21 protein-coding genes are annotated in these 20,793 nt (G+C 43.0%); 10 read left to right on the top strand and 11 right to left on the bottom strand.

Annotated elements, in window-relative coordinates:
- A partial coding sequence (locus CAG58_RS10655) for a substrate-binding periplasmic protein (protein WP_161439740.1) occupies positions 1–731 on the top strand: 731 nt, incomplete at its 5' end.
- Positions 732–831: 100 nt separating this feature from the next.
- Here CAG58_RS10655 and CAG58_RS10650 read toward each other — a convergent pair.
- Positions 832–2,775, bottom strand: coding sequence for a PAS domain-containing sensor histidine kinase (locus tag CAG58_RS10650; RefSeq protein ID WP_161439739.1), 1,944 nt, complete (start codon positions 2,773–2,775; stop codon positions 832–834).
- Between the two features lie 95 nt (positions 2,776–2,870).
- Here CAG58_RS10650 and CAG58_RS10645 point away from each other — a divergent pair, with 95 nt between their 5' ends.
- Positions 2,871–3,185, top strand: a complete 315-nt coding sequence (locus tag CAG58_RS10645; protein ID WP_154168153.1) for a heavy metal-binding domain-containing protein — start codon at positions 2,871–2,873, stop codon at positions 3,183–3,185.
- Positions 3,186–3,282: 97 nt separating this feature from the next.
- On the opposite strand, the gene CAG58_RS10640 is transcribed toward CAG58_RS10645, so the two are convergent.
- On the bottom strand, positions 3,283–4,149 hold the full coding sequence (locus tag CAG58_RS10640) for a fructosamine kinase family protein (protein ID WP_154168155.1): 867 nt from the start codon (positions 4,147–4,149) through the stop codon (positions 3,283–3,285).
- A gap of 384 nt (positions 4,150–4,533) precedes the next feature.
- Here CAG58_RS10640 and CAG58_RS10635 point away from each other — a divergent pair, with 384 nt between their 5' ends.
- Positions 4,534–4,875 carry a DUF3802 family protein gene (locus CAG58_RS10635; RefSeq protein ID WP_154168157.1) on the top strand — a complete coding sequence of 114 codons (342 nt, stop codon included), beginning with the start codon at positions 4,534–4,536 and terminating at the stop codon, positions 4,873–4,875.
- 68 nt (positions 4,876–4,943) lie between these two features.
- Here CAG58_RS10635 and CAG58_RS10630 read toward each other — a convergent pair whose 3' ends face one another.
- The gene (locus CAG58_RS10630) at positions 4,944–5,426 is read right to left on the bottom strand and encodes an NlpC/P60 family protein (RefSeq protein WP_158143872.1); all 483 of its coding nucleotides are present in this window, start codon (positions 5,424–5,426) and stop codon (positions 4,944–4,946) included.
- Positions 5,427–5,436: 10 nt separating this feature from the next.
- Positions 5,437–6,222 carry a sterol desaturase family protein gene (locus CAG58_RS10625; RefSeq protein WP_161426588.1) on the bottom strand — a complete coding sequence of 262 codons (786 nt, stop codon included), beginning with the start codon at positions 6,220–6,222 and terminating at the stop codon, positions 5,437–5,439.
- 111 nt (positions 6,223–6,333) lie between these two features.
- On the opposite strand from CAG58_RS10625, the gene CAG58_RS10620 reads away from it, so the two are divergent.
- Both CAG58_RS10620 and nagK read left to right on the top strand, forming a co-directional pair.
- The gene (locus tag CAG58_RS10620) at positions 6,334–7,110 is read left to right on the top strand and encodes a tRNA-uridine aminocarboxypropyltransferase (RefSeq protein WP_161426589.1); all 777 of its coding nucleotides are present in this window, start codon (positions 6,334–6,336) and stop codon (positions 7,108–7,110) included.
- A 157-nt stretch (positions 7,111–7,267) separates the two neighbouring features.
- Positions 7,268–8,176 carry an N-acetylglucosamine kinase gene (gene nagK, locus CAG58_RS10615; RefSeq protein WP_154168165.1) on the top strand — a complete coding sequence of 303 codons (909 nt, stop codon included), beginning with the start codon at positions 7,268–7,270 and terminating at the stop codon, positions 8,174–8,176.
- An 87-nt stretch (positions 8,177–8,263) separates the two neighbouring features.
- On the opposite strand, the gene CAG58_RS10610 is transcribed toward nagK, so the two are convergent.
- From CAG58_RS10610 to CAG58_RS10585, 6 genes are read right to left on the bottom strand one after another with little or no spacing between them, the layout of a single operon-like run.
- The gene (locus tag CAG58_RS10610) at positions 8,264–8,539 is read right to left on the bottom strand and encodes a DUF2960 family protein (RefSeq protein WP_161425590.1); all 276 of its coding nucleotides are present in this window, start codon (positions 8,537–8,539) and stop codon (positions 8,264–8,266) included.
- Positions 8,540–8,567: 28 nt separating this feature from the next.
- Positions 8,568–10,355 (bottom strand): bifunctional molybdopterin-guanine dinucleotide biosynthesis adaptor protein MobB/molybdopterin molybdotransferase MoeA, encoded by a 1,788-nt coding sequence (locus tag CAG58_RS10605; protein WP_161425591.1) that lies wholly within the window; start codon positions 10,353–10,355, stop codon positions 8,568–8,570.
- Positions 10,352–10,939 carry a molybdenum cofactor guanylyltransferase MobA gene (mobA, locus tag CAG58_RS10600; RefSeq protein ID WP_158143876.1) on the bottom strand — a complete coding sequence of 196 codons (588 nt, stop codon included), beginning with the start codon at positions 10,937–10,939 and terminating at the stop codon, positions 10,352–10,354. The genes CAG58_RS10605 and mobA overlap by 4 nt, the downstream gene beginning before the upstream one ends.
- Complete coding sequence (locus CAG58_RS10595; protein WP_154168173.1) at positions 10,917–11,630, bottom strand: energy-coupling factor ABC transporter ATP-binding protein; 714 nt, start codon at positions 11,628–11,630, stop codon at positions 10,917–10,919. The genes mobA and CAG58_RS10595 overlap by 23 nt, the downstream gene beginning before the upstream one ends.
- Before the next feature lie 13 nt (positions 11,631–11,643).
- Entirely contained in the window at positions 11,644–12,342 is a 699-nt protein-coding gene (locus CAG58_RS10590; protein WP_004395256.1) for an ABC transporter permease, read from the bottom strand.
- Positions 12,343–12,348: 6 nt separating this feature from the next.
- A complete protein-coding gene (locus CAG58_RS10585; RefSeq protein WP_161425592.1) occupies positions 12,349–13,164 on the bottom strand; it encodes a substrate-binding domain-containing protein in 816 nt (271 codons plus the stop codon).
- Between the two features lie 221 nt (positions 13,165–13,385).
- Here CAG58_RS10585 and CAG58_RS10580 point away from each other — a divergent pair, with 221 nt between their 5' ends.
- Positions 13,386–14,831 carry a sigma-54-dependent transcriptional regulator gene (locus CAG58_RS10580; protein ID WP_158143878.1) on the top strand — a complete coding sequence of 482 codons (1,446 nt, stop codon included), beginning with the start codon at positions 13,386–13,388 and terminating at the stop codon, positions 14,829–14,831.
- A complete protein-coding gene (locus CAG58_RS10575; protein ID WP_161425593.1) occupies positions 14,809–16,863 on the top strand; it encodes a sensor histidine kinase in 2,055 nt (684 codons plus the stop codon). The genes CAG58_RS10580 and CAG58_RS10575 overlap by 23 nt, the downstream gene beginning before the upstream one ends.
- Positions 16,864–16,926: 63 nt before the next feature.
- On the opposite strand, the gene fdhD is transcribed toward CAG58_RS10575, so the two are convergent.
- Entirely contained in the window at positions 16,927–17,745 is an 819-nt protein-coding gene (fdhD, locus tag CAG58_RS10570; RefSeq protein WP_161425594.1) for a formate dehydrogenase accessory sulfurtransferase FdhD, read from the bottom strand.
- 208 nt (positions 17,746–17,953) lie between these two features.
- On the opposite strand from fdhD, the gene CAG58_RS10565 reads away from it, so the two are divergent.
- The 3 genes from CAG58_RS10565 (at position 17,954) to CAG58_RS10555 (ending at position 20,786) form a co-directional block, all read left to right on the top strand.
- On the top strand, positions 17,954–18,418 hold the full coding sequence (locus tag CAG58_RS10565; RefSeq protein ID WP_161425595.1) for a DUF3305 domain-containing protein: 465 nt from the start codon (positions 17,954–17,956) through the stop codon (positions 18,416–18,418).
- On the top strand, positions 18,408–18,932 hold the full coding sequence (locus CAG58_RS10560) for a DUF3306 domain-containing protein (RefSeq protein ID WP_161425596.1): 525 nt from the start codon (positions 18,408–18,410) through the stop codon (positions 18,930–18,932). Before CAG58_RS10565 ends, CAG58_RS10560 begins: the two co-directional genes overlap by 11 nt.
- A 192-nt stretch (positions 18,933–19,124) precedes the next feature.
- Positions 19,125–20,786 (top strand): 4Fe-4S binding protein, encoded by a 1,662-nt coding sequence (locus tag CAG58_RS10555; protein WP_161425597.1) that lies wholly within the window; start codon positions 19,125–19,127, stop codon positions 20,784–20,786.
- Positions 20,787–20,793: the final 7 nt, after the last annotated feature.

The following is a 20,793-nucleotide window of genomic DNA, read 5'->3' as shown; positions in this document are numbered from 1 at the left end:
GTATAACTTTATCCATATCCACAATGGCGCAAGCAAGAACGTCACTTTCAGTCTGTGGTGATGGTGGTAGTTGGCCACCTTATCATTTTGAAAAAGAGAGAAAAGTAATTGGTTATGACATCGATGTGTTAGAGGCGATTTTCTCGCCACTAGGCCTAACGATAACGGTAGATCTACCACCATGGCAACGTTGTTTACGTGAAACAAAATTAGGTCGATATGATATTGCTTTAAGTGCTGCTTATAGTGAAGAGCGAGATAAAGATTATATTTTAACCGATTATTATTATACTCTTCAACCTAGTTATGTATATTCATCAATTACTTATCCTGAAGGTTTGCCTATCCGAACTGCGCAAGATCTCGATTACTTAAGAACCTGCGGGCTACAGGGGTATAACTATACCGGCTTCGGTGTTGACGATAGTAAGGTTCGTAAAAATGGTAGAACCTTTGATCAGGTCGTGAAAATGTTAGAAGCGAATCGATGTGACGTTTTTCTTGCTCGTCATGAAATATTGGCTGGCTTTAAAGCTTCAGAAGGTATTGATCATCTCGCCAATGGACTAAAATCCGTGAGCATTCCGGGAATTAGTGGTGATAAATTCCACATGCTTATTTCACGCTCGATACCTGATGGTCTAGAGCTTAAATCTATATTTGATCAACATATTAAACAATTACGAGTATCTGGTGAGCTTGATAGAATAATAGTGAAATATATTGAATAATGGCGGATTTAATTAATCTGGTTAAAATTGGCCTGATGATTTAACCAGATTTTATTTTTTACAATAATATTTATTTGCTTCCATATGTTATATTTTTAAACTATTGATTTTTACCATTGTCAATAATTAATGGTAGCTTTTTAGGTATGCGAATAATAAATTTAACACCATGATTAATCTCAGATTCAAATTTAAGATCACCGTTTAACTTTTGCTTGACCAAGTTAAAGACTAAATTTAAGCCTAGGCCTGAACCACCATAACCTCTTTTACTGGTATAGAAAGGTTCAAATATCTTGTGATGTAAATGGGGAGCTACGCCACAACCATTGTCTTGATATTCAATTAATACACTATCCTCGATTTCTGATAACTGAATCGAGATTTTTGCATTAGGTTGCTGCTCGAAAGCATGATTGACACTATTGAGTACTAAATTAGTGACAATTTGCGTAATCACACCCGGTAAACTGTTCATTTTTATTGGACCGCTAGGGCTGATAATTTCCGGTTCAACTGGGATTTTCTTAGTCTCGGAATGCAAACTGGCCATTAAAGCATCTAAGGTTTGCACAAGTTCAAACTCACAGCGACTTTCAGATACTTGATCTACCGCAGTTTGTTTGAAATCTCGGATCAATTTTGCCGCTCGATTTAAATTGTTTTCGAGCATTTTACCGCTTGAGGTCATTCTTTGCATTAATTCTGAAAATTCAGTGCTGGTCAACGTTTGATTAGAAAACGCTTGATTGAGTGCTATCGCTGTTTCGTTGATGATGGATGCAGCTGTCACAGAGATACCAAGAGGGGTATTCACTTCATGGGCAACACCGGCAACCAAGCCTCCTAATGCTGATAATTTTTCAGCTTCAATCAGTTGTTTTTGTGTAGCTTTCAATTGCGCCATACTCAGTTCGAGATCGTGAGTTCTAATGGCGACTTGTTGTTCAAGACTTTCATTTAACTCATGCAATTGAAGTTGAGTGTTTTTGAGTGAGGAAATATTTAATGCAGTACCACGAAAACCAATGAAAATCTCATCTTTATAACGTGCGATGGCTTGTAACATCAGATATTGCTTTCCAGAAGCTTGTTCTATAGTGACTTCACAGTGATTAAAACTTCGTTGTTGTTCGAGAGCAATCAATAAGTCATTAGTTTTAGAAAAACAGTCAATGTCATTAAAAGTAGGTTTTTGTTCGAGATCGATTCTTAAGGTATTTATCATGCTTTCTGAGCAATAAATTAATTCTCCTTGTTGATTAGTCTCCCATAGCCAATCTGATGAGACTTGTGTGAAATCAGCCAGTCGTTCTTTTTCTTGTTGGATATTTTGATAGAGCTTAGTGATATTAGCCGTAATACGATTCGCTTCGTAACCAAGAAGATCAAGTTCATCATTTTTTTCCATCACCCATTTATGATTATTTAACTGTAAAGGTAAATCGGGGTGCCTTGGATTGTAGCGGCGTAAATACTCAACGATTTGAAATATTCTCTGGTTAATGCTGGAATGGAAAACTATTAATAATATCCCACACACAAAAAGAGTTTTAAACGCGTTAATCGCTAAAGTCGTTAAAAATTGTTGAAAGAGGGCGGTATAAATTTCTTCTGCATTAGACTCAACATAAATCGTACCAATGGTTTCAAAGCTCTGATCGGGTAGATTGAAATAAACCAATGGATAAGTATCGGTGATTGGATAGTTTTCCACTTTTTCTCCGGCGCTTAATACCGTTTGGACCGACTGTATTTCTAAGTATTGAATTTTTGGGAGATTAACCAATAGGTCGAGATGCTGTTGTAATAGCGCTAAATCGTAAGACCATAGTGAGCTAACGAGAAGCTCGGAATGTACATTTTCTACTTCATAATGTTTTTGGTTGATGTCATTGATCTCTTGTCTATAGTCCCAGTAGATTTGTAGCAATGTTGTCGTGAGGGTTAAAATACCACTCAAGATCACCATAATGATAATGATACGTCTGCCTATCCGACTTGAAAAAGGATTGCTTACGGCATCAGTGTATTGTTGTGTCATTACATACCTTCCAAATAGTCAGCGACTTTATAAAGTATAGCTGGTAAATTTAATTAATCTGTGTGAAAGCAAATAGATAAATAGTGAGGTATTTGATGATTTACACCACAACAGAAACCATTCCTGGTCGAGAGATTGTTGACATTCTTGGTGTTGTAATGGGCAATGTCGTTCAGTCTAAGCATGTAGGGCGAGATATTATGGCCAATTTAAAGGGCATTATTGGTGGTGAGTTGCATGGCTATACTGAACTGCTTACCGAAGCGCGCGGTGTAGCGATTGAGCGGTTATTGATAGAAGCAAAACAACTCAAAGCGGATGCTGTGGTTGGTGTTCGTTTTACCACCAGTGCGATTACGAATGGCTCTTCGGAGGTATTAGCTTTTGGTACGGCGGTCAAACTAAAGTGATCATTTGAGGTTTAAAAGCAACACGGTATGTTTTAGAGCATGCCGTGTTGGGATGAGTGGGTTCGTTAGATAGGGAGGTTTTATTCCTACCTTGAATTTAAAAAGCGAGGATTCTCTGTATCGCATCATCGGCTTGATTTAAATAGTGCCCACCAAATTGATTACAATGATTAAGACGATGGTAAAGATTATAAATCTCTTTACGTTGTTGGTACTTATTGTCTAGAGGAAGTAGGCTTTGGTAGCCTTGATAAAATTCATCTTGGAATCCAGTCATTAACTCTGTCATTGCAATATCACATTCACGATCCCCCCAATAACAAGCCGGATCATAACAAATTGGGCCGGTAACGGAATGGGCAACGTTACTAAACCAAAGAGCACCATGTAAAAGAGAAGGTTTAGGCGTGTGAGAGGTCAGTTGTTGTTTAATCACATCGACAAATTCATCAATGTTAACTAAAAATATCCCTTTTTCTTTGAGTAATTGTAGTTGCCAGCCGATACGCTGCTCTGCAAAGAACAGATGCCATTTTTTATTCCAAGGGTTGGGCTGAAGGACTTCACCGAGATAATTATCTTCATCAAAGCCGTACTCTTTTTGTTCTCCCCACTGATGAAGTTTCGCCATTTGTTGACCGAATCGATATTGGTTATTGAGGTCATCTAATGGTTTGGTTGGCAAATAATCTAAGATAATAAAGGAGTGATTTTTGGTCACTCCGACGACAATCGGTTGTGGAACCAAGACGGATTGACTCTCCGCGAGCAGACGCAGGCTATTTGCCTCCGCTTCATAAAGAGGCAAATTGTCACGATGATTAACTTTGACAAAATAGCGTTCGTTGCCATTAGAAATCATGTAACAATCATGAATATCACCAGCATTTAATTTGCTTCTTTCAACAAGATCAAATTGGAACGTTAGGGTTGCTGAGAGCTGTTGCGTGATGGCTTGCCACATAATGCTATTCCCATGCCGATGAAGTTACCGATAGTCTAGATGAAATAAACCAACATTTCAGACTTCAAATGCACATAATTTCATTTAGTTAGCGTTTGGATGAAGTAAAAAGGAATAAATGTGATTGCAGTCAAGTTTCCTAATCATAACCCGCAGCACATTTAACTGTACACCAGCTTTAAGATACAATAATGTCGTATCTCAAAGCTTGCCACGCTGTTGTGGTTGGGCAATCATCAACACCAAAACTCGCCTGCAGTTTCAGATGAGGCAAGAAATAACGCAAAGATTCTCGGTCATTAGACTGTGAAAAAGCGTGTTCATGACTTAATATTACTCAAGGCAACGTTGATTCTGGCAATAAGCGGTAAACGGAGAAGAAAAGTGGTTGTAGAAACCGATGGTTATTTAGCTCTGATCGAACATTTGGCGATGAACATGGATATCTTTACCCGTGATGGTGACATTGGGCAAGAGAGCGTCGAAGATGTCATTACCGATATGATTGCCAGTAACATTATGGCGATTTTCGAGCAAAATCCAGAGCTACACTCAAGTGTTCGTTTCCGCTTGCTAAAAGAAGCGGATTTGGTGGTTGATGATTTAGGCGAAGTCCTGACCAGTGTTTGGTATAAACCTGCGACCAACGAACAAATTTTATTTCTCGATGAGTATGTCGCTTTAGTTAAAAACTTGTTTGATACTGCGGTGAGTAAGTACGATTAACCCCATGGTTTTAAAACGACTTGCATTGAGTATATAAACTAGACCTGAGATCAACTTGCCACTGATAACTAAAGTGGCTTTTCTATTCTTCTTATTTGCCAAAACCTTGCTGCCCAGTAAGGGTTATCTAATCTCGATATGGTTACGCCTTGCGAGGTAGAGGCATGGACAAAGCTTTTATTTCCTAAATACACCCCGACATGGCGAGTGGACGGGGAGGTTTTGAAAAAAACCAAATCACCGTATTGTGCATCGCGGTAGGCGACAGCTTTACCTTGCTGGCTCTGTAACCATGTGGTGCGCGGTAAATGGTGTTGCCAGACATCGCGAAAGGCAACTTGTACGAAAGCTGAACAATCAATGCCATTTCTGCCGTTTCCCCCCAATCGATAAGGGACACCTCGCCACTGTTGGTACACGTTAAATAATGAAGTGTCAGGCCATTGCTCTGCCTGTTGCCAATCCGATGTGCTTTGGTTTATTTGCTCTTGTTGTGATGCACATCCGCTGATAAGCAACAGGGCCATCAGTCCAACTATTTTGAATCTCATAGAACTCCTCTTAATCACGACGAAAAGGCTGACTGAGCATTTTATCCAGCCATTGTTCTCTACGTTGCTGAAAAAGGGGTAAGCCAATCGTCATTTTATCGTGCCCATGTTCAGGCTGAGCGCGATAAGTCCCAAATAACCGATCCCAAATTGATAAACAAAAGCCAAAATTAGCATGAGTCTCTTTAGTAATAATCGAGTGATGGACGCGATGCATATCTGGTGTTACTAGCCACTTTCGTAACCAATCGTCAACCTTTAACGCCAGCTTAGCATTACTGTGATTAAACATAGCACTTGCGTTAAGGATTATTTCAAACAATAAGACCGCGCTAGGTGGAATCCCGAGTAATAACACCGCACCAATTTTTATCCACATTGATAACAGTATTTCGATAGGATGAAAGCGTGCGCCTGTCGTCACATCAATATCTTGATCTGCGTGATGCATGCGATGTAAGCGCCAGAGATAAGGTACGCGATGAAATAAGACATGCTGACCATAAATGATCGCATCTAATAGGAGTAATGACAGCAGAATAACCAACCATGAAGGCAGCCCTAAGTAGTTGAAAAAACCTATCTGATGTTCTTGTGCCCACTGGGCTGCAGAAAACGCGACGATAGGCATTAACAGCATAATCAGCAAGCCGTTTAGTCCAACTAAGCCAAGGTTATTGACCCAGCGTAGCCATTTATTTTGCGTGAGCATTTTCCGAGGATAGAGTACTTCCCACATCGCACAACTGATCAGTACGACACCGAAAATAATCAAACGAACCGTTTCTGGTTGCATGCTTAAGAGGCTCCTTAAGTGATAAACTGGGTGTTCTTATCGTAAAAGACTAGCGGCTCATGGTCGTGAGCGGTAAAATCGCCGCCCCTATTTTATCATTGTGTGCGAGTTATGAGAGTCCACGCTTTTCACCGTTTGTATCAGGAACGCCTGCAGCAATCAACCAAACCTTTCCTTGCCCGTGGTTCAAAAATTTCTCGTTGCTCGTTTTGTCAGGTCGCGCAACAATACTGTTTGTGTGATTTTCAACCGAATATAGAGACTCAAGTCGCGGTGATACTTTTAGTCTCTGACAATGAAGTATTTAAACCGAGTAATACCGGTCGTTTGATCGCTGATACGGTGAAAGAAACTTATGTGTATCAATGGCATCGAACTCAGCCAGATCCTCATTTACTATCATTATTATCCGATCCAAAATTTTTCCCTGTTGTTGTTTTTCCAGCCCAAACCGATCAAGATAAACAACGTCAACTGACTACCGTGGCCGAGAATAGAGGAACACGTAAACCTTTATTGATCTTTATTGATGGTAGTTGGCGAGAAGCAAAGCGAATTTTTCGTAAATCTCCCTATTTAGCTACCTTGCCTTTGTTATCGATTGAGCCTGAAAAAGTCTCTAGTTACTTAATGCGTAAAGCCAGTAAGGATCAATATCTTGCCACAGCCGAAGTCGCGAGTTTAGTGCTCTCCCTTTGTGAGGATCAGCAAGCTGCAGAAACATTACAACTGTGGTTTGAAGCATTTAAAGAGAGTTATCTGCTCGGCAAATCTCAAAACCTGATTCACTTCAAAGGCGAAAGGCCAGCTCTGCAGCAGTGGCAAGATTATTCAAGTTCAGTATTGATGAGACTGAATGCCGATCATAATAAAGTGAACTGCCTCTAACGTTGTACAATGTGTGTTGGTTTCCTGTGCAAACGAGCAACAGAAAACGATAAACTCGGGGATGAGTCACGGATAAAACCATCGCTATGATGGATAATATCGGCGTTTTTATTTTTGATATTTTAACCCAAGGTTGGGTGTTGAAGGAGAGATAAGCATGTATTACGGCTTTGATGTCGGTGGCACAAAAATTGAGTTTGGTGCTTTTGATGAGAATTTACAACGCGTAGCGACAGAACGTGTCGCAACTCCGACAGAAGACTACGCTTTATTAGTCGATACGCTGGTTGGATTAGTGGCGAAATACGATGCTCAATTTGCGGTTGAAGGTAAAATTGGTCTTGGCTTACCGGGGTCCGAGGAAGCCGATACAGGGAATGTATTGACGGTTAATATTCCCGCGGCAAAAAACAAACCTTTACGAGCAGATTTAGAAGCAAGAATTGGGCGTACGGTCAAAATTGAAAACGATGCCAACTGTTTTGCTCTTTCTGAAGCTTGGGACGAAGAGTTGAAAAATGAACCATCAGTGATGGGATTAATTCTCGGTACGGGGTTTGGTGGCGGTTTAGTTTATGACGGTAAGATATTCTCTGGTCGCAACCATGTAGCAGGTGAAGTAGGCCACATGCGCCTACCGATCGATGCTTGGTTTCATCTAGGAGACAATGCACCACTACTTGGCTGTGGATGTGGTAAAAAAGGCTGTTTAGACAGTTATCTCTCTGGTCGTGGTTTTGAGTTACTTTATCAACACTATTATGGTGAACAGAAAAAAGCGATCGATATTATCCATGCCAATGAAGCCGGTGAAGCCAAAGCAGTTGAGCATGTTGAACGTTTTATGGAACTGTTAGCTATCTGCTTCGCTAATCTTTTCACGGCCAATGACCCGCATGTTGTCGCTTTGGGTGGCGGTCTTTCAAACTTTGAGTTGATTTATCAAGAAATGCCTAAACGTGTACCTAAATACCTTCTACCCATCGCAAAATGTCCAAAAATCATTAAAGCAAAACATGGTGATTCCGGTGGTGTTAGAGGCGCTGCTTTTCTCAACATTAAGTAATTGCTGATTGTTAATCATCCAAATTAAAGTGGGCTTGTCATTCGACAAGCCCACTTTATTTATAGAGTCGTTGTTTTTACAAGAGCGCTAATTGGTTTTTTTTGGCTTTTTACCAACGTCATGATTCTCTTTCGCTTGTAACGTGATGATCCCAAAACCGAGCTTCTTAAAATAATTATCACGGTAATTACGTACCGCTTTAGTATCCGATATCGCCTCTAGCTGCAGTTCCATTTTTAAATAGTCTGAGATATCAATCCCTTCGGCTTCCGCAACCGCTTCATGAATATTACGGTGCTTTTGATAAGAAAAGGTTAAGGTTTTTTGCTGTTCTTTATAGGTATAAATGATCGTACGAACCATGTTTTGCTCTTGAACGAATTGTCATGGGCTAAATTCTGCCTTGAAGTGGGATGATTGTCACGCTTTCACCGATATTAACCTTGTCTATCGCGGGTTCAATTTCAATTAAACAGTTGGCCTCACTCATCGAGCGAAGAATTCCAGAGCCTTGTTGCCCCGTTGTTCGTACGGTTAACTGTCCATTGTCGTCAATATGGTAAATGCCTCGGCTAAACTCACTGCGTCCTTGCCGCGAACGTAGCATATCGCTGGCGATGGCTTTGATTTTTAATGGTTGCCAGTCCGTTTCACCCTGCATTTTACGCAGTGCAGGTTCGACAAATTGCATGAATGAAACCATGACCGCGACAGGATTTCCGGGTAAGCCAAAGAAAGGGTGTGTCGAGATATGACCAAAAGCAAACGGACGACCCGGACGCATATTAATCCGCCAAAAATCGATGTGTCCTAATGCATTTAATGCTGACTTAATAAAGTCCGCGTCACCAATAGAAACGCCGCCAGACGTGATAACAACATCAGCTTGATTGGCGGCTTGCTCAAGAGCGTGTGTTATGAGTACTTGATCATCGTCGAGAATACCAAGATCAATAACATGACAACCAAGATGAGTCAGTAAGCCAAGCAACGTAAACCGATTGGCATCAAAGATAGTGTCTGGTGTGGCTTGAGTGCCGGGGGCTTGTACTTCATCTCCGGTGGAGAAGACTGCGACGGTGAGGCGGCGAAACACCGAGACTTCGGTCATGCCCAGTGAGGCTAATAAGCCCATTTCGGACGATTGAACACGCTGTCCTGATGAAAAAACGCGACTGCCTAAAGCGATATCTTCCCCTGCTTGACGCACATGTTGCCCAGCTTGAATCGAGGCGTGAGGAAATGAGATAGAGGATGATTCAACGACCGCTTGTTCACGCATCACCACAGTATCGGCATCATCGGGCATTGCCGCTCCAGTCATGATTTTTACACATTCACCTAACGCCAAAGGGGAGGTATAACGATAGCCCGCCATCACTTCTGCGACCTGTGTATAGTGTTTGCGCTGTAAATCATCACTGCGGATAGCATACCCATCCATCGCGGAATTACGATAAGCAGGGACGTTCACCGGTGAAAAAACTGACTCAGCAAGGACTCTTCCATAAGACTCACTGACCGCAATGGTTTCAACGTCACTTAAAGATGAGACGGCAGAAAGAATTTTTTCGAGACCTTGCTCTACCGAGAGAGAGGCGGGCGATAAGGTATCGCAATTTACTACCGAAGGTTTTGTAAGCTTTGGTTGACTGTCTGGTTGATAATGGGCGACATAGCGCAAAATAAACTGACTTATCGCTTCAATATCATTGATGTTCATTTGCGGTAACAACGTATCGACGGTTTCATCGGCGGCAATGGCAATAATATTGTGATCATTTGGATAGAGCCAAGGTTTAGCCAGTGCTGCTCGATGGAGTTCAATTTTGGGAAAAGCAACGTTTTTGCATCCCTCAACCAGAATCAAGTCGAGTTGTTGTGAGTCAAAACGCTGCAAAAGGTCATCAAATGTTGCCTCAGCATCGACTGTTTCGGTCATCAATGCGTAACGTTTTCGCGAAGCAACGAGCATTTGTGATGCACCAGCCTTACGCAGGCGATAGCTATCTTTACCGGGCACATCGACATCAAAATCGTGATGAGCGTGTTTTAAGACTCCGATACGCAGTCCTTGTTGAGTAAGGTGGGGGAGCAGGGTTTCCAGTAATGTTGTTTTTCCCGTTCCCGAGTAAGCAGCGAATCCCAGTATCGGTAGAGAAGGACGTGACGTTGTCATGTATTTAACGCTCCAAATTGAGTCAGTTCTTGTGGCGTATTTAAATTAAAAAAGCAGGCAGGCGAATCACTAAAGTCAACCTGTTGGGTATGGCATTCATCGTAGAGTAAAATGATTTTGCGATCGCCGCGTGCTAAAAAGGCATCGAGTTTAGGCAATACTCGTCGATGAAATAGAGTAAAGACAGGTTGTTGATGCTGGCCATCAAAGGCGACTAAAATCTCACTTTGTTGATTGACGGCAGCGCAGAACCTCTCGACCAGATCATCGTTAATCAATGGGCTGTCGCAAGGCACAAAGCCTACCCACTCGGTTGGAGAATGAGTTAATCCAGCATGAATCCCGCCCAGTGGGCCAGGAAAGTCTTTAACGATATCACTGATCACCGGTGCATACTGTTGATACTGCGTTTGATTTCTATTGGCATTGATAAAAATTTGCGTGGTCTGTGGGCGTAGTCTTGCAATTACATGGCCAATCAATGGTTGCCCATTAAGGGTAATTAATCCTTTATCTTCCCCTCCCATACGGCGAGCCTGACCGCCGGCTAAAATGACCCAGCTAGTGTGAGATGGAGGTAACATAACAATTCTCTTTGGTAATCGGTGAAATAACGTGTAGCCGTGGTGATTCAAACAGCTGATGTTCTTTTATCCACCATTGTTTATGACACAATTCGGTTAATGGATTATTTTGATGGCTGGTGATCACCAAGCTGCAGCCACGATTCAGTAAATCGTTGGCCATTATAACCAATCTGGCGATAGATTCTTCATCCAGTGAGGCGCTGGGCTCATCCATTAATAAAATCGCAGGATTTAAAATCCATGCTCTGGCCATTGCCACACGTTGTTTCTCTCCGCCAGAAAGTACAGACACGTGTTCGTTCGCTAAACTTTCTAGCCCGACCATGCGTAAGGCCGTGATCACTTGGCAACGTTTTTCTTGGCTTGATAAAGCACAAAAACGAAGCCCATAAGCAATATTACGATAGACGGTATCATCAAATAAATAAGGCGTTTGATGAAGATAAATGATGTGTTGATCAGCACGGCGACCTAATAGGCGTTGCCACCAAGAACGATGATGAGAGACCGAACCGGTGGTTGGTTTCAGTAAACCTGCGAGGATCTTTAATAGCGTGGTTTTGCCAACGCCATTATCACCTTTAAGATAAACCGCTTCATGAGGACCTAATGTTAAAGCTGGAATATGAAATAAGCCTCGTTCTTTAAAACGCATGGATAGCTGATGAGCAGTGAGTAATATCGGCATGTGACCTCTTTTATTATGCGCGTAGATAGCCTTTACCTCGCATGCTAGAGAGCAAAAAATTCAGAAGGAGCGCTAAACTGAGTAATACCATTCCGAGTGCCACTCCTTGTGCAAACGCGCCTTTTTGACTTTCCATCGCAATCGCGGTCGGAATATTACGCGTTAACCCCATAATATTCCCGCCGACCATCATCGAGCAGCCTACTTCGGTGACAATACGCGAAAAACTAGCGATCACGGCTGCACAAAGTGGAAAGCGAGTTTCCCACATCATGGTCAGAGCTATCCGTGGTAGTGATGCTCCTAGGGTCATCGCGGTTTCGACTGAACGCCGATCACTCGATTGTAACGCGCCGTGCATCATGGACACTAAAATCGGCAGGCAGATCAGCATTTGACCTAAAATCATCGCTTTTTGGGTAAACAGTAGTTGCCAATCACCTAGAGGTCCTGCTCGAGACAGTAACATATACAGCAGTAAACCAATCACCACGGTGGGTACGGCTTGTAAGGTATTGATCAGCGAAAGCAGTAACCATTTGCCCGGAAAGTGACTGTAGGCTAAAACAAAAGCCAGTAATAATGCAGGTAGCAAAACCAACCCAACGGCCGCTAAAGAAACACTAAAAGAGACAGCAACAATGTGCCAAAGATCAGCATCAAAACTTAGCAAGAGTGCTAATGCATCGAGTGTCGTTTGCCAAAGGCTCATTACAGCTTACTCATTGGCATTGGCGACAAATAGCGCTTGGCCATGAACGCGAAATTGGTTGATTAGCTGCTGACCTTTAGGATTGACTAACCAATCACTGAGTATTTTGGCACCTTGATAATGGGTGTTTGGATAGCGTTCAGGGTTCACTAAAATCACTTGATACGGATTAAACAGTAAGGGATCGACTTGATACAAAATCACAAGGTCGAGTTTATTCTGATAAGCTAACCACGTTCCTCGATCGGTCAAGGTATAAGCTTGCATTTCCGATGCCATGGTCAGAGTGGGTCCCATGCCTTGACCTACCGAGCGATATTGAGAGAAAATCGGCTTTATCTGATTCGCTTGCCAAATCGTCAGCTCCTTTTTATGGGTCCCAGATTCATCTCCGCGAGAAATAAACAAATAGTTATGCTCGGCAATCGCGCTAAAAGCCTGTTGGATATTGTCTTGTTCGCTGACTTTTGCAGGGTCATTTTTAGGACCGACTAAAACAAAATCGTTATACATAACTTTACGCGGCAAAATACCATAACCCTTCTCGATAAATTGCGCTTCAGCTTTTGGGTCATGAGTCATCACGAGATCCACATCTCCATTTTCACCCAGTTTTAATGCTTTTCCCGTGCCTGTTGCTAAAACATCGACGGTATAGCCTGAGTCTTTTTTAAATTCATCCAGTAAATAATCCAAGAGACCGGAGTGATAAGTACTGGTAGTGGTGGCTAAACGAATGCGTAGCGAAGCATCGGCGAAAGTGAAGTGGCTATTGCTTAACAATAACAAGCAAGTAAGCAAGCGCAGTAAAGTCTGGTTCATATTTCTATCAATGTTTGGTGGCTGTGATGGTAGATAAGCAAAGTCGGTGCCAATATTGAGTATTGAAATTGTGCATTAAACATCAATAATTTCAGATATTTGCTATTCCTTTGACTAAGACCCCGTGACAATCTGTGTAAGCTAAGACAAAATGTCTCAACTTATCCTGATAAACGATAAGGTTTTTTGTCTCTCCATTTACAACGCACTAAAGGGAAATTATGGCTTATTTGAGCGATCACAAATCTGCACAACACTATCACGCTTTTTCGGTCTTGGTGGTGGATGATGAAACGGGCATGCAGTCTATTTTACAAAAAGCATTACGTAAGTGGTTTTCGAAAGTAGATTGTGCTGGATGCATTGATGAAGCAGAAGTACTACGCGCAACGACCCATTATGATTTGATTATTTTGGACATTAATTTACCCGGCCGCTCGGGGATTGAATGGGAAGCGATTTTTGCTGAACAAGATCAGCGACCCGATGTGATCTTCATGACGGGTTACGCCGACTTAGAGACAGCCATCAGTGCATTGCAGTTAGGCGCTGCAGATTTTATTCTCAAACCGTTTAACCTTGAACAGATGCTCAAAGCGGTTGAACGCTGCATGGATAAGCGGTTACATCAACGCATGCAATATGCGTTACAACGTGACGTTCAACGTCATTGTGTTAGCCAAATTTTGGGGCAATCGCCACAGACCGAGCAACTCAAACAATTGATTATGCAATTTGCTCCTTCTCGTGCCTCTGTGTTGATTGAAGGCGAATCTGGTACCGGCAAAGAGTTGGTGGCGCGCGGCATTCATGAAGCCAGTGAAAGGCAGGGGCCATTTGTGCCTGTGAATTGTGGCGCCATTGCTCCAGAGCTTTTAGAGAGTGAGTTGTTTGGACATACACAGGGCGCTTTTACTGGCGCTAAGAAAAATCGTGAAGGCCTTTTTCGGGTTGCTCATGGTGGAACTCTGTTTTTAGATGAAATCGGTGAGATGCCACTGAGTATGCAATCATCTTTACTGCGAGTGTTAGAGCAGCGAGCGATCCGTCCGGTTGGCTCAGAAAAAGAGCTGCCAGTTGATGTACGAGTTGTGGCAGCGACGAATAGAAATCTGTTTCAGGAGGTAGAAGAAGGCCGCTTTCGAGCCGATCTCTATTATCGATTAAATGTACTCAAAATTGAGGTCTTGCCGCTACGAGCGCGCAAAGCCGATTTGCATGAGCTGGTGCCTTTTTTTACTCAAACCTTGTGTGCAGAGCTGTCGCTGCCGACGCCTAAATGGGCTCATGAAGATATTAATGCACTGTTTGATTACGACTGGCCGGGGAATATTCGCGAATTAAAAAACCTCATTGAACGATGTTTATTAATTGGTCAACCGTTAGCGCATTACTGGCAGCCATTACCACGTGATGGTCAAAACAGTGACAATAAAGTGACGATGTCACCAAAGCCATCGGCGAGGGTTGAACCAAATCGAATCGAGTCTTATGGATATCCTGCACATTGGAGTTTAAGACAAGTAGAGAAAGCCCATATAGAACAAATCGTTGCCTTTCATCAAGGTAATAAATCGGCGGCGGCTCGGGATTTAGGCGTTGCTCGCAAAACATTAGAGCGAAAATTCAAAGAGTGGGAAAGTGATGAGCAAATCAAGGTGCGTTAAGTCCTCATGGTGGCGAACGTGGCATCATCGTTTCCGAAGTATGGTCCGCTACCGACTGTTGATTCTGACTTCCGTACCGATTGCCGTCACATTAATGGCCTTGATCGGCATCAGTTTTTATTGGTCTTTGCATTATACATGGCAAAGTGCCTTGGTCGATGTGTCAGAACGGTTGGGGGTTGCTCAAAATAGCGTGACGCTATTGCAACAAAAACAGGCCAGTTATGTTCATTCCTTCGCCGATTCCTATGATTTTCAACATGGGCTTCGAGAGGGGTATTACTACCAGCCAGAGTTTATGGATTGGGTTCAACAACAAAAAAAACGTTACGAATTAGACTTCCTCCATTTTCAATTGGTTAACACGCTAGAACAGCAGTTTCGTTATTTGGATCTGACGCGAAAAGAGTCTTTTTTTGATGTGCTGAGTGCGGCTGAATTACAGCAATTGGATCCCGATTTGGCGATTCGCGCACAGACCCCGATGTTAAATGATCGCTCGGTAGAATCGCGTGGATTAGTCAGTCGAACCGTCGTTCCGATCTTGATTGATCACAAGGTGATCGGTTTTTTAGAAGGTGGATTGCTACTGAATAATAGCACGTTACTCGTTGACCAAATTCGAAACTTAATCTATCCCGTACAAGCCAATCGATTAAGTCCAGCAGGCACGTTAACGTTATTTTTAGATGATTTACGGGTCAGCACCAATGTACCGCTTCATAGTGGTACTCAAGCTGGACGAGCGATTGGTACGCGAGTCTCTCAACCGGTAGCGGATAAGGTATTAAGACAAGGTGAACAATGGGTAGATAAGGCGTATGTCTATGATGCGTGGTATGTCAGTGCTTATCAGCCACTTCGCGATCAATATGATCAAGTCATTGGTATGCTTTATACTGGCTATCTACTGTGGCCATTGGTTAAAACCTACCTAACGAATATTATTGAAATGGGTAGCATGACCTTGATTTTACTTATCGTTTCCGGGCTCTTTGTCTATCGAGGTTCTCGTGATCTGTTTCGTCCGATTGAACGCATTCACCATGTTGTCAAACGGGTACAAGTCGATAAAAATCAACGCATTGGCTCATTAGGGTTGGATGAAAAACATGAGCTCGCTCAGTTGGCCAAGCAATTTGATCATATGCTGGATTTACTGCAACAACACAACCAACAAATTCAGCATGCCGCCGATCAGTTAGAAGCAAAGGTTCAATCGCGCACCGCCAGTTTGCATGAAAAGACGCAGCAATTAGAACACCATATTCAATTACTGAATCAAACTCGTAATAAATTGATTGCCCATGAAAAACTGGCCGCGCTTGGTGAGCTGACCGCGGGTATCGCCCATGAAATTAATAATCCTACCGCCGTGATTCTTGGCAATACTGAGCTTATCCGCTTTGAACTTGCTGACCAAGCCCCACGGGTGGCTGAGGAAATTGAAGCGATTTTGCTGCAAGTCGATCGGATCCGTAATATTACTCGCAGTTTGTTGCAGTACAGTCGTCATGGTGGTGTGCAAGATAAAATTACCTGGCAGCGCGTTAATCCGATTATTGAAGAGAGCATTACGCTGGTCAAAGCGGGCAGTAAGAAGCATGAAGTTGAGTTTATTACGCAGTTGCAAGCGCGCTGTTCCGTTGAAGTGAATCATCATCATTTGTTGCAAATTTTAGTCAATTTACAGATCAATGCCATTCACGCTATGCAAGGCAAAGGTCAACTGATCATTCGTAGTGAAGATTGGCAACAAGACGGAAAAATACTCGGCGCGCTCATTCATGTTCAAGACCATGGTTGTGGAATTAAGCCTGAGCAATTAAGCAAAATATTTGCCCCTTTTTATACGACCAAGAGGCAAGGAACTGGGTTAGGTTTATCGGTATCACAGAGTTTACTCAGTCAAGTTGGCGGTGAAATTCGGGTTCACTCTGTTGAGGGGCAAGGTAGCACTTTTAGTATTTATTTGTTGGCGAAGGCGGAGAGCCCGCTATTGATCACGACGACGCGTTCATCTTCTGAATAATCTTTTTCTCTGAATGAGTGATTGCGCTCATTCAGAGAGGAACATCAATCTCTTCGCGTAAGATTAGCTTTTGACATCAAAATCAATTTTTTCTGCGCCACTGTAGATTTCAAAACGCAGACCCTTTGCTCTCGCAATGGTGGTAATACCAAACTGATTGGCCAAATCTAAGCCCATTTGAGTGACCCCAGAGCGAGAAAGTAGGACGGGAATACCCATTTGCGCAACCTTAATCACCATTTCAGAGGTTAACCGTCCCGTCGTATAAAACAGTTTGTCATCACCTGAATCTCCTTGCAGCCAGAGTTCGCCAGCTAATGTATCGACAGCGTTATGCCGACCCACATCTTCGACAAAAGAGTACACATGGTTATTTTGGCAAATCGCACAACCGTGAACAGCACCGGCTTTTTTATAGGTTTGATTATGATGAGTCAGCGCCTCTAACGTTGCGTAGATCTGTGACTGTTTCAAGCGTGTCTGTGGGACTTGATAGCCTTCTAATTGTTGCATCACATTGCCATACATCGTGCCCTGACCACATCCAGAGGTAACGGTTTTTTTCTTAAGCGCCGGTTGAACACGGTCAGTATTCTCTTTAGTCACCACGGCGGCCGAATGCGTTTGCCAATCAATGATCACTGATTGAAGTTGTTCTCGCTCAGCAATAAAACCTTGGTTTTTCAAATAACCGAGCACTAACGCTTCGGGGCGAGAGCCTAGAGTCATTAGCGTCACCACTTCTTGCCAATTTAACAGTACGGTTAAGGGGCGTTCACAGGCGATGGATTTGGTTAATGGCTCACCATACTGATCATACACCGTTACTTCTATGGTTTGTTTTGGGTTTTCAGTAGCTTGAATAAGAGAGAATGCTGACACAAATTGTTCCTATACCGATGCTAAAAGTGCGTTAATCGCCAATCGTGATCGATGCCTACGAGTTAGGCAGAGATATAAAGAGAGCAGCAAATATCATTCCATATTCTCTTTTTCGTTGTATGTTATGTCGATTAATCGGATGGCGTAATAATTGCTTAAATGAGCAGATGTTGTTGATGGTATTGACTCAAGCAAGGATTTACTCTTCATGGCTTTCCCCATTTCACATTTAGTACCGTTGATCAAAAACGAATTTCAATGGTCCATTGGTTGTCTACTTCATTTACGCTCGTTTAATGTTGGACGTTGGGTAACGAGCCAATGGCAATTAAGCGGTTTTGAATTAATGCCTCAGGCTGACTTCAAAGCACGAGCTATATTGGAGCTCTTTCGCGATGAGCGAAGTGATTATCGATTTAACCTCAGTTCGCGAGAGCCTAAGTTATTCGTGATCGTGGAAAATAGTACCGATGACGATCAACCCAAACTGGTGTGCATTACCGCCTCGCAAGGTGTGGCGGCTCGTTATATGGATAGCGACTACGTGGTACTTTCTGAGCCTATGCCTTTAGCGGTACAAGCGTGGATTGAAGCTTTCATTGGTCGAGAAGGTGAATTGCTCGACTACCGTTCTAAAAAGCGTAAAGGTGCCGGGAGGTCATGTGGCAACTGATTCTTTCTTTAATCGATGGTCAAAGCGTAAATTAGATCAAGCAACGGTATCAGAAGACGTATCTATTGATGGGTCGGGTAGTGACGATAAAACATTACCGAGTGCTTTACAACCAGAGAGCCTTTCTGAACGGCCTACGACCTTAACTCGCGATCAGACAACGTGTCCGACAGGCTTAGTGGCAGATGAGAGCATTGCTACCGAGAATGCGCTCTCCACACTATTGGTTTCGGCCTCTGCTGAGTTGAAAAAAAAGGCGTTACGGCAGCTTTTTTTCAATGGTGAATTCAATCAAGTTGATGGTCTAGATGATTATGATGGTGATTATCATGCGTTAAAACCCTTGGCGAGTGAACTAGCACAAAGTGTCCGTGAATGGCTTATTGATGTCGACCCATCGAATGTAGACCTGATACCTGATCACCAAGATAACCATAACCACTTCGCTCATCAGTCAGTTATGCCACGTGATCCGATGGATGAAGGCGAACCAACATTGTTGGATAAAAAGTAGGGACATTTTGTCTCGCTACTCAGTTTCATAATGAGACAAAATGTCTTACTGAATAACTTGTGATGAAGGGGGTGTTTAAATTACTAACAAATCAATGAGATAGATTATATTTTAAGTTGGAACGTTATTTGCTAAATCCATGTAATAAATAAGGGTAGGACAATGAGCCTGCTTTCAGCATGGAATTGAGCAATGTTAAACGACTATCTACAACAAGCCAGTAGCACTTCTGGTCAAGCGCGTTGGTTTGCCCTGCAACATACTGTTGAGCTGCAGAATTTGATCCCACCAACGGTTAGCTATCAAAGTGGTGGGCATACGCTGTTGATCGGTCCCACCAGTTTGATTGAACGAGCGGCCCAACAACTGCCTTCGATGAGCTCTTTGACGCTCTTATCGATTGACGGCCATCAGGGGCATTCAAGGACACTTTACTTTGCCGATTCGGTACAAATCAGTGGTTATCTTGGGGCATTCGATATTCAGGTGCTCAATCATGGTCAAACCATCAATTTAGCCCAAGCGGCAATCGGACAAGCATGTTTTGATATTGTGTTGGATCTCTCACTCAACGGGATTATGAGTGAAGAGGTGCCTGTTCCTGGATACTTTCCAGTAGGGAGAGGCGAAAATAAACTCGTTGAAGCGTTAGGAACCATTCCCACATTAATCGGGACTTTTGATAAACCGAAATATTTTCGTCTCAATACCGATTTGTGTGCGCACAGTTCACGAGGTGTGAAAGGTTGTGAGCGGTGTGTTGATGCTTGTCCGGCGGGTGCGCTTTCTAGTGAAGGAACAGCACAAACAGGCCACCGAATCGAAATCAACCCTTATCTTTGCCAAGGTATTGGAACGTGCGCGACCGCTTGCCCAACGGAAGCGATCCACTACGCTTTGCCTAACCCTGCCGATACACAAAAGTTTGTTGAGCGACTACTTAATCATTATTTCCAGGCCCAAGGCGAAACACCGATCATTCTTTTTTGCAGTGATCGCCACGAAACTCATCATCTTATGGCGCTCAAAGCCTTACCCGATAATGTCATTCCAGTGATGTTAGAAGAGCTTCCTTCTGTCGGTATGGATACTTGGTTTGCCGCGCTGGTTAATGGCGCGACTCAGGTACTGTTTGCAGCTAGCCATCATATGCCTGCGACCGTATTGCGTATTCTTCATCAAGAAGTGTCGTTAGCACAAACGTTACTAACCTCGTTAGGCTTAGACAAGCAGCGGATTGATATTTTGTATTTGGAATCGCTAGGCGAAGGGCTTCCAGTTCTGTGTGAAGACGATTTGACGCTTCGATTGGGTGAGCTCTCTGGTAATAAACGCCAACGCTTGTATCAGGCATTAGATGCACTTGCCACTCAATATCAACCAAATTCGATGATTCAAGCACTGAATAGCTCGGCTCCTTTGGGCTCAATTGAGTGCGCCAGTCAAGATTGTACTTTGTGCATGAGCTGTGTCGCGGTCTGTCCTACACGAGCTTTGCATCATAGTGGTGATATCCCAGCTTTACATTTTATTGAACAAGACTGTGTGCAGTGTGGTTTATGTGTCACTGCATGCCCTGAAAAAGCCTTGACGGCGCTACCAAGAATTAATTGGGACCATGATGAGCGACAAGCGGCGCAGGTGTTACACCAAGAAGAGCCCGCCCGCTGTTTACGTTGCCAAAAAGCATTTGCGCCTCAATCAATGATCACCATGCTGCAAAATAAGTTACGTGGTCACTCTCATTTTTCAGATCCCATTTCTCTCAATCGAATCGCCATGTGCGAAGACTGTCGAGTGATTGATATTTTTGAAGCGATGGCTGAAAACCCAGAGCAGCAACTTCACTATTAAGGCGATG

The sequence above is a fragment of the Vibrio sp. V31_P5A7T61 genome, from assembly GCF_009904895.1.
GTDB classification, from domain to species: domain Bacteria; phylum Pseudomonadota; class Gammaproteobacteria; order Enterobacterales; family Vibrionaceae; genus Vibrio; species Vibrio metschnikovii.
This window is presented reverse-complemented; position numbering and strand designations above follow the sequence as displayed.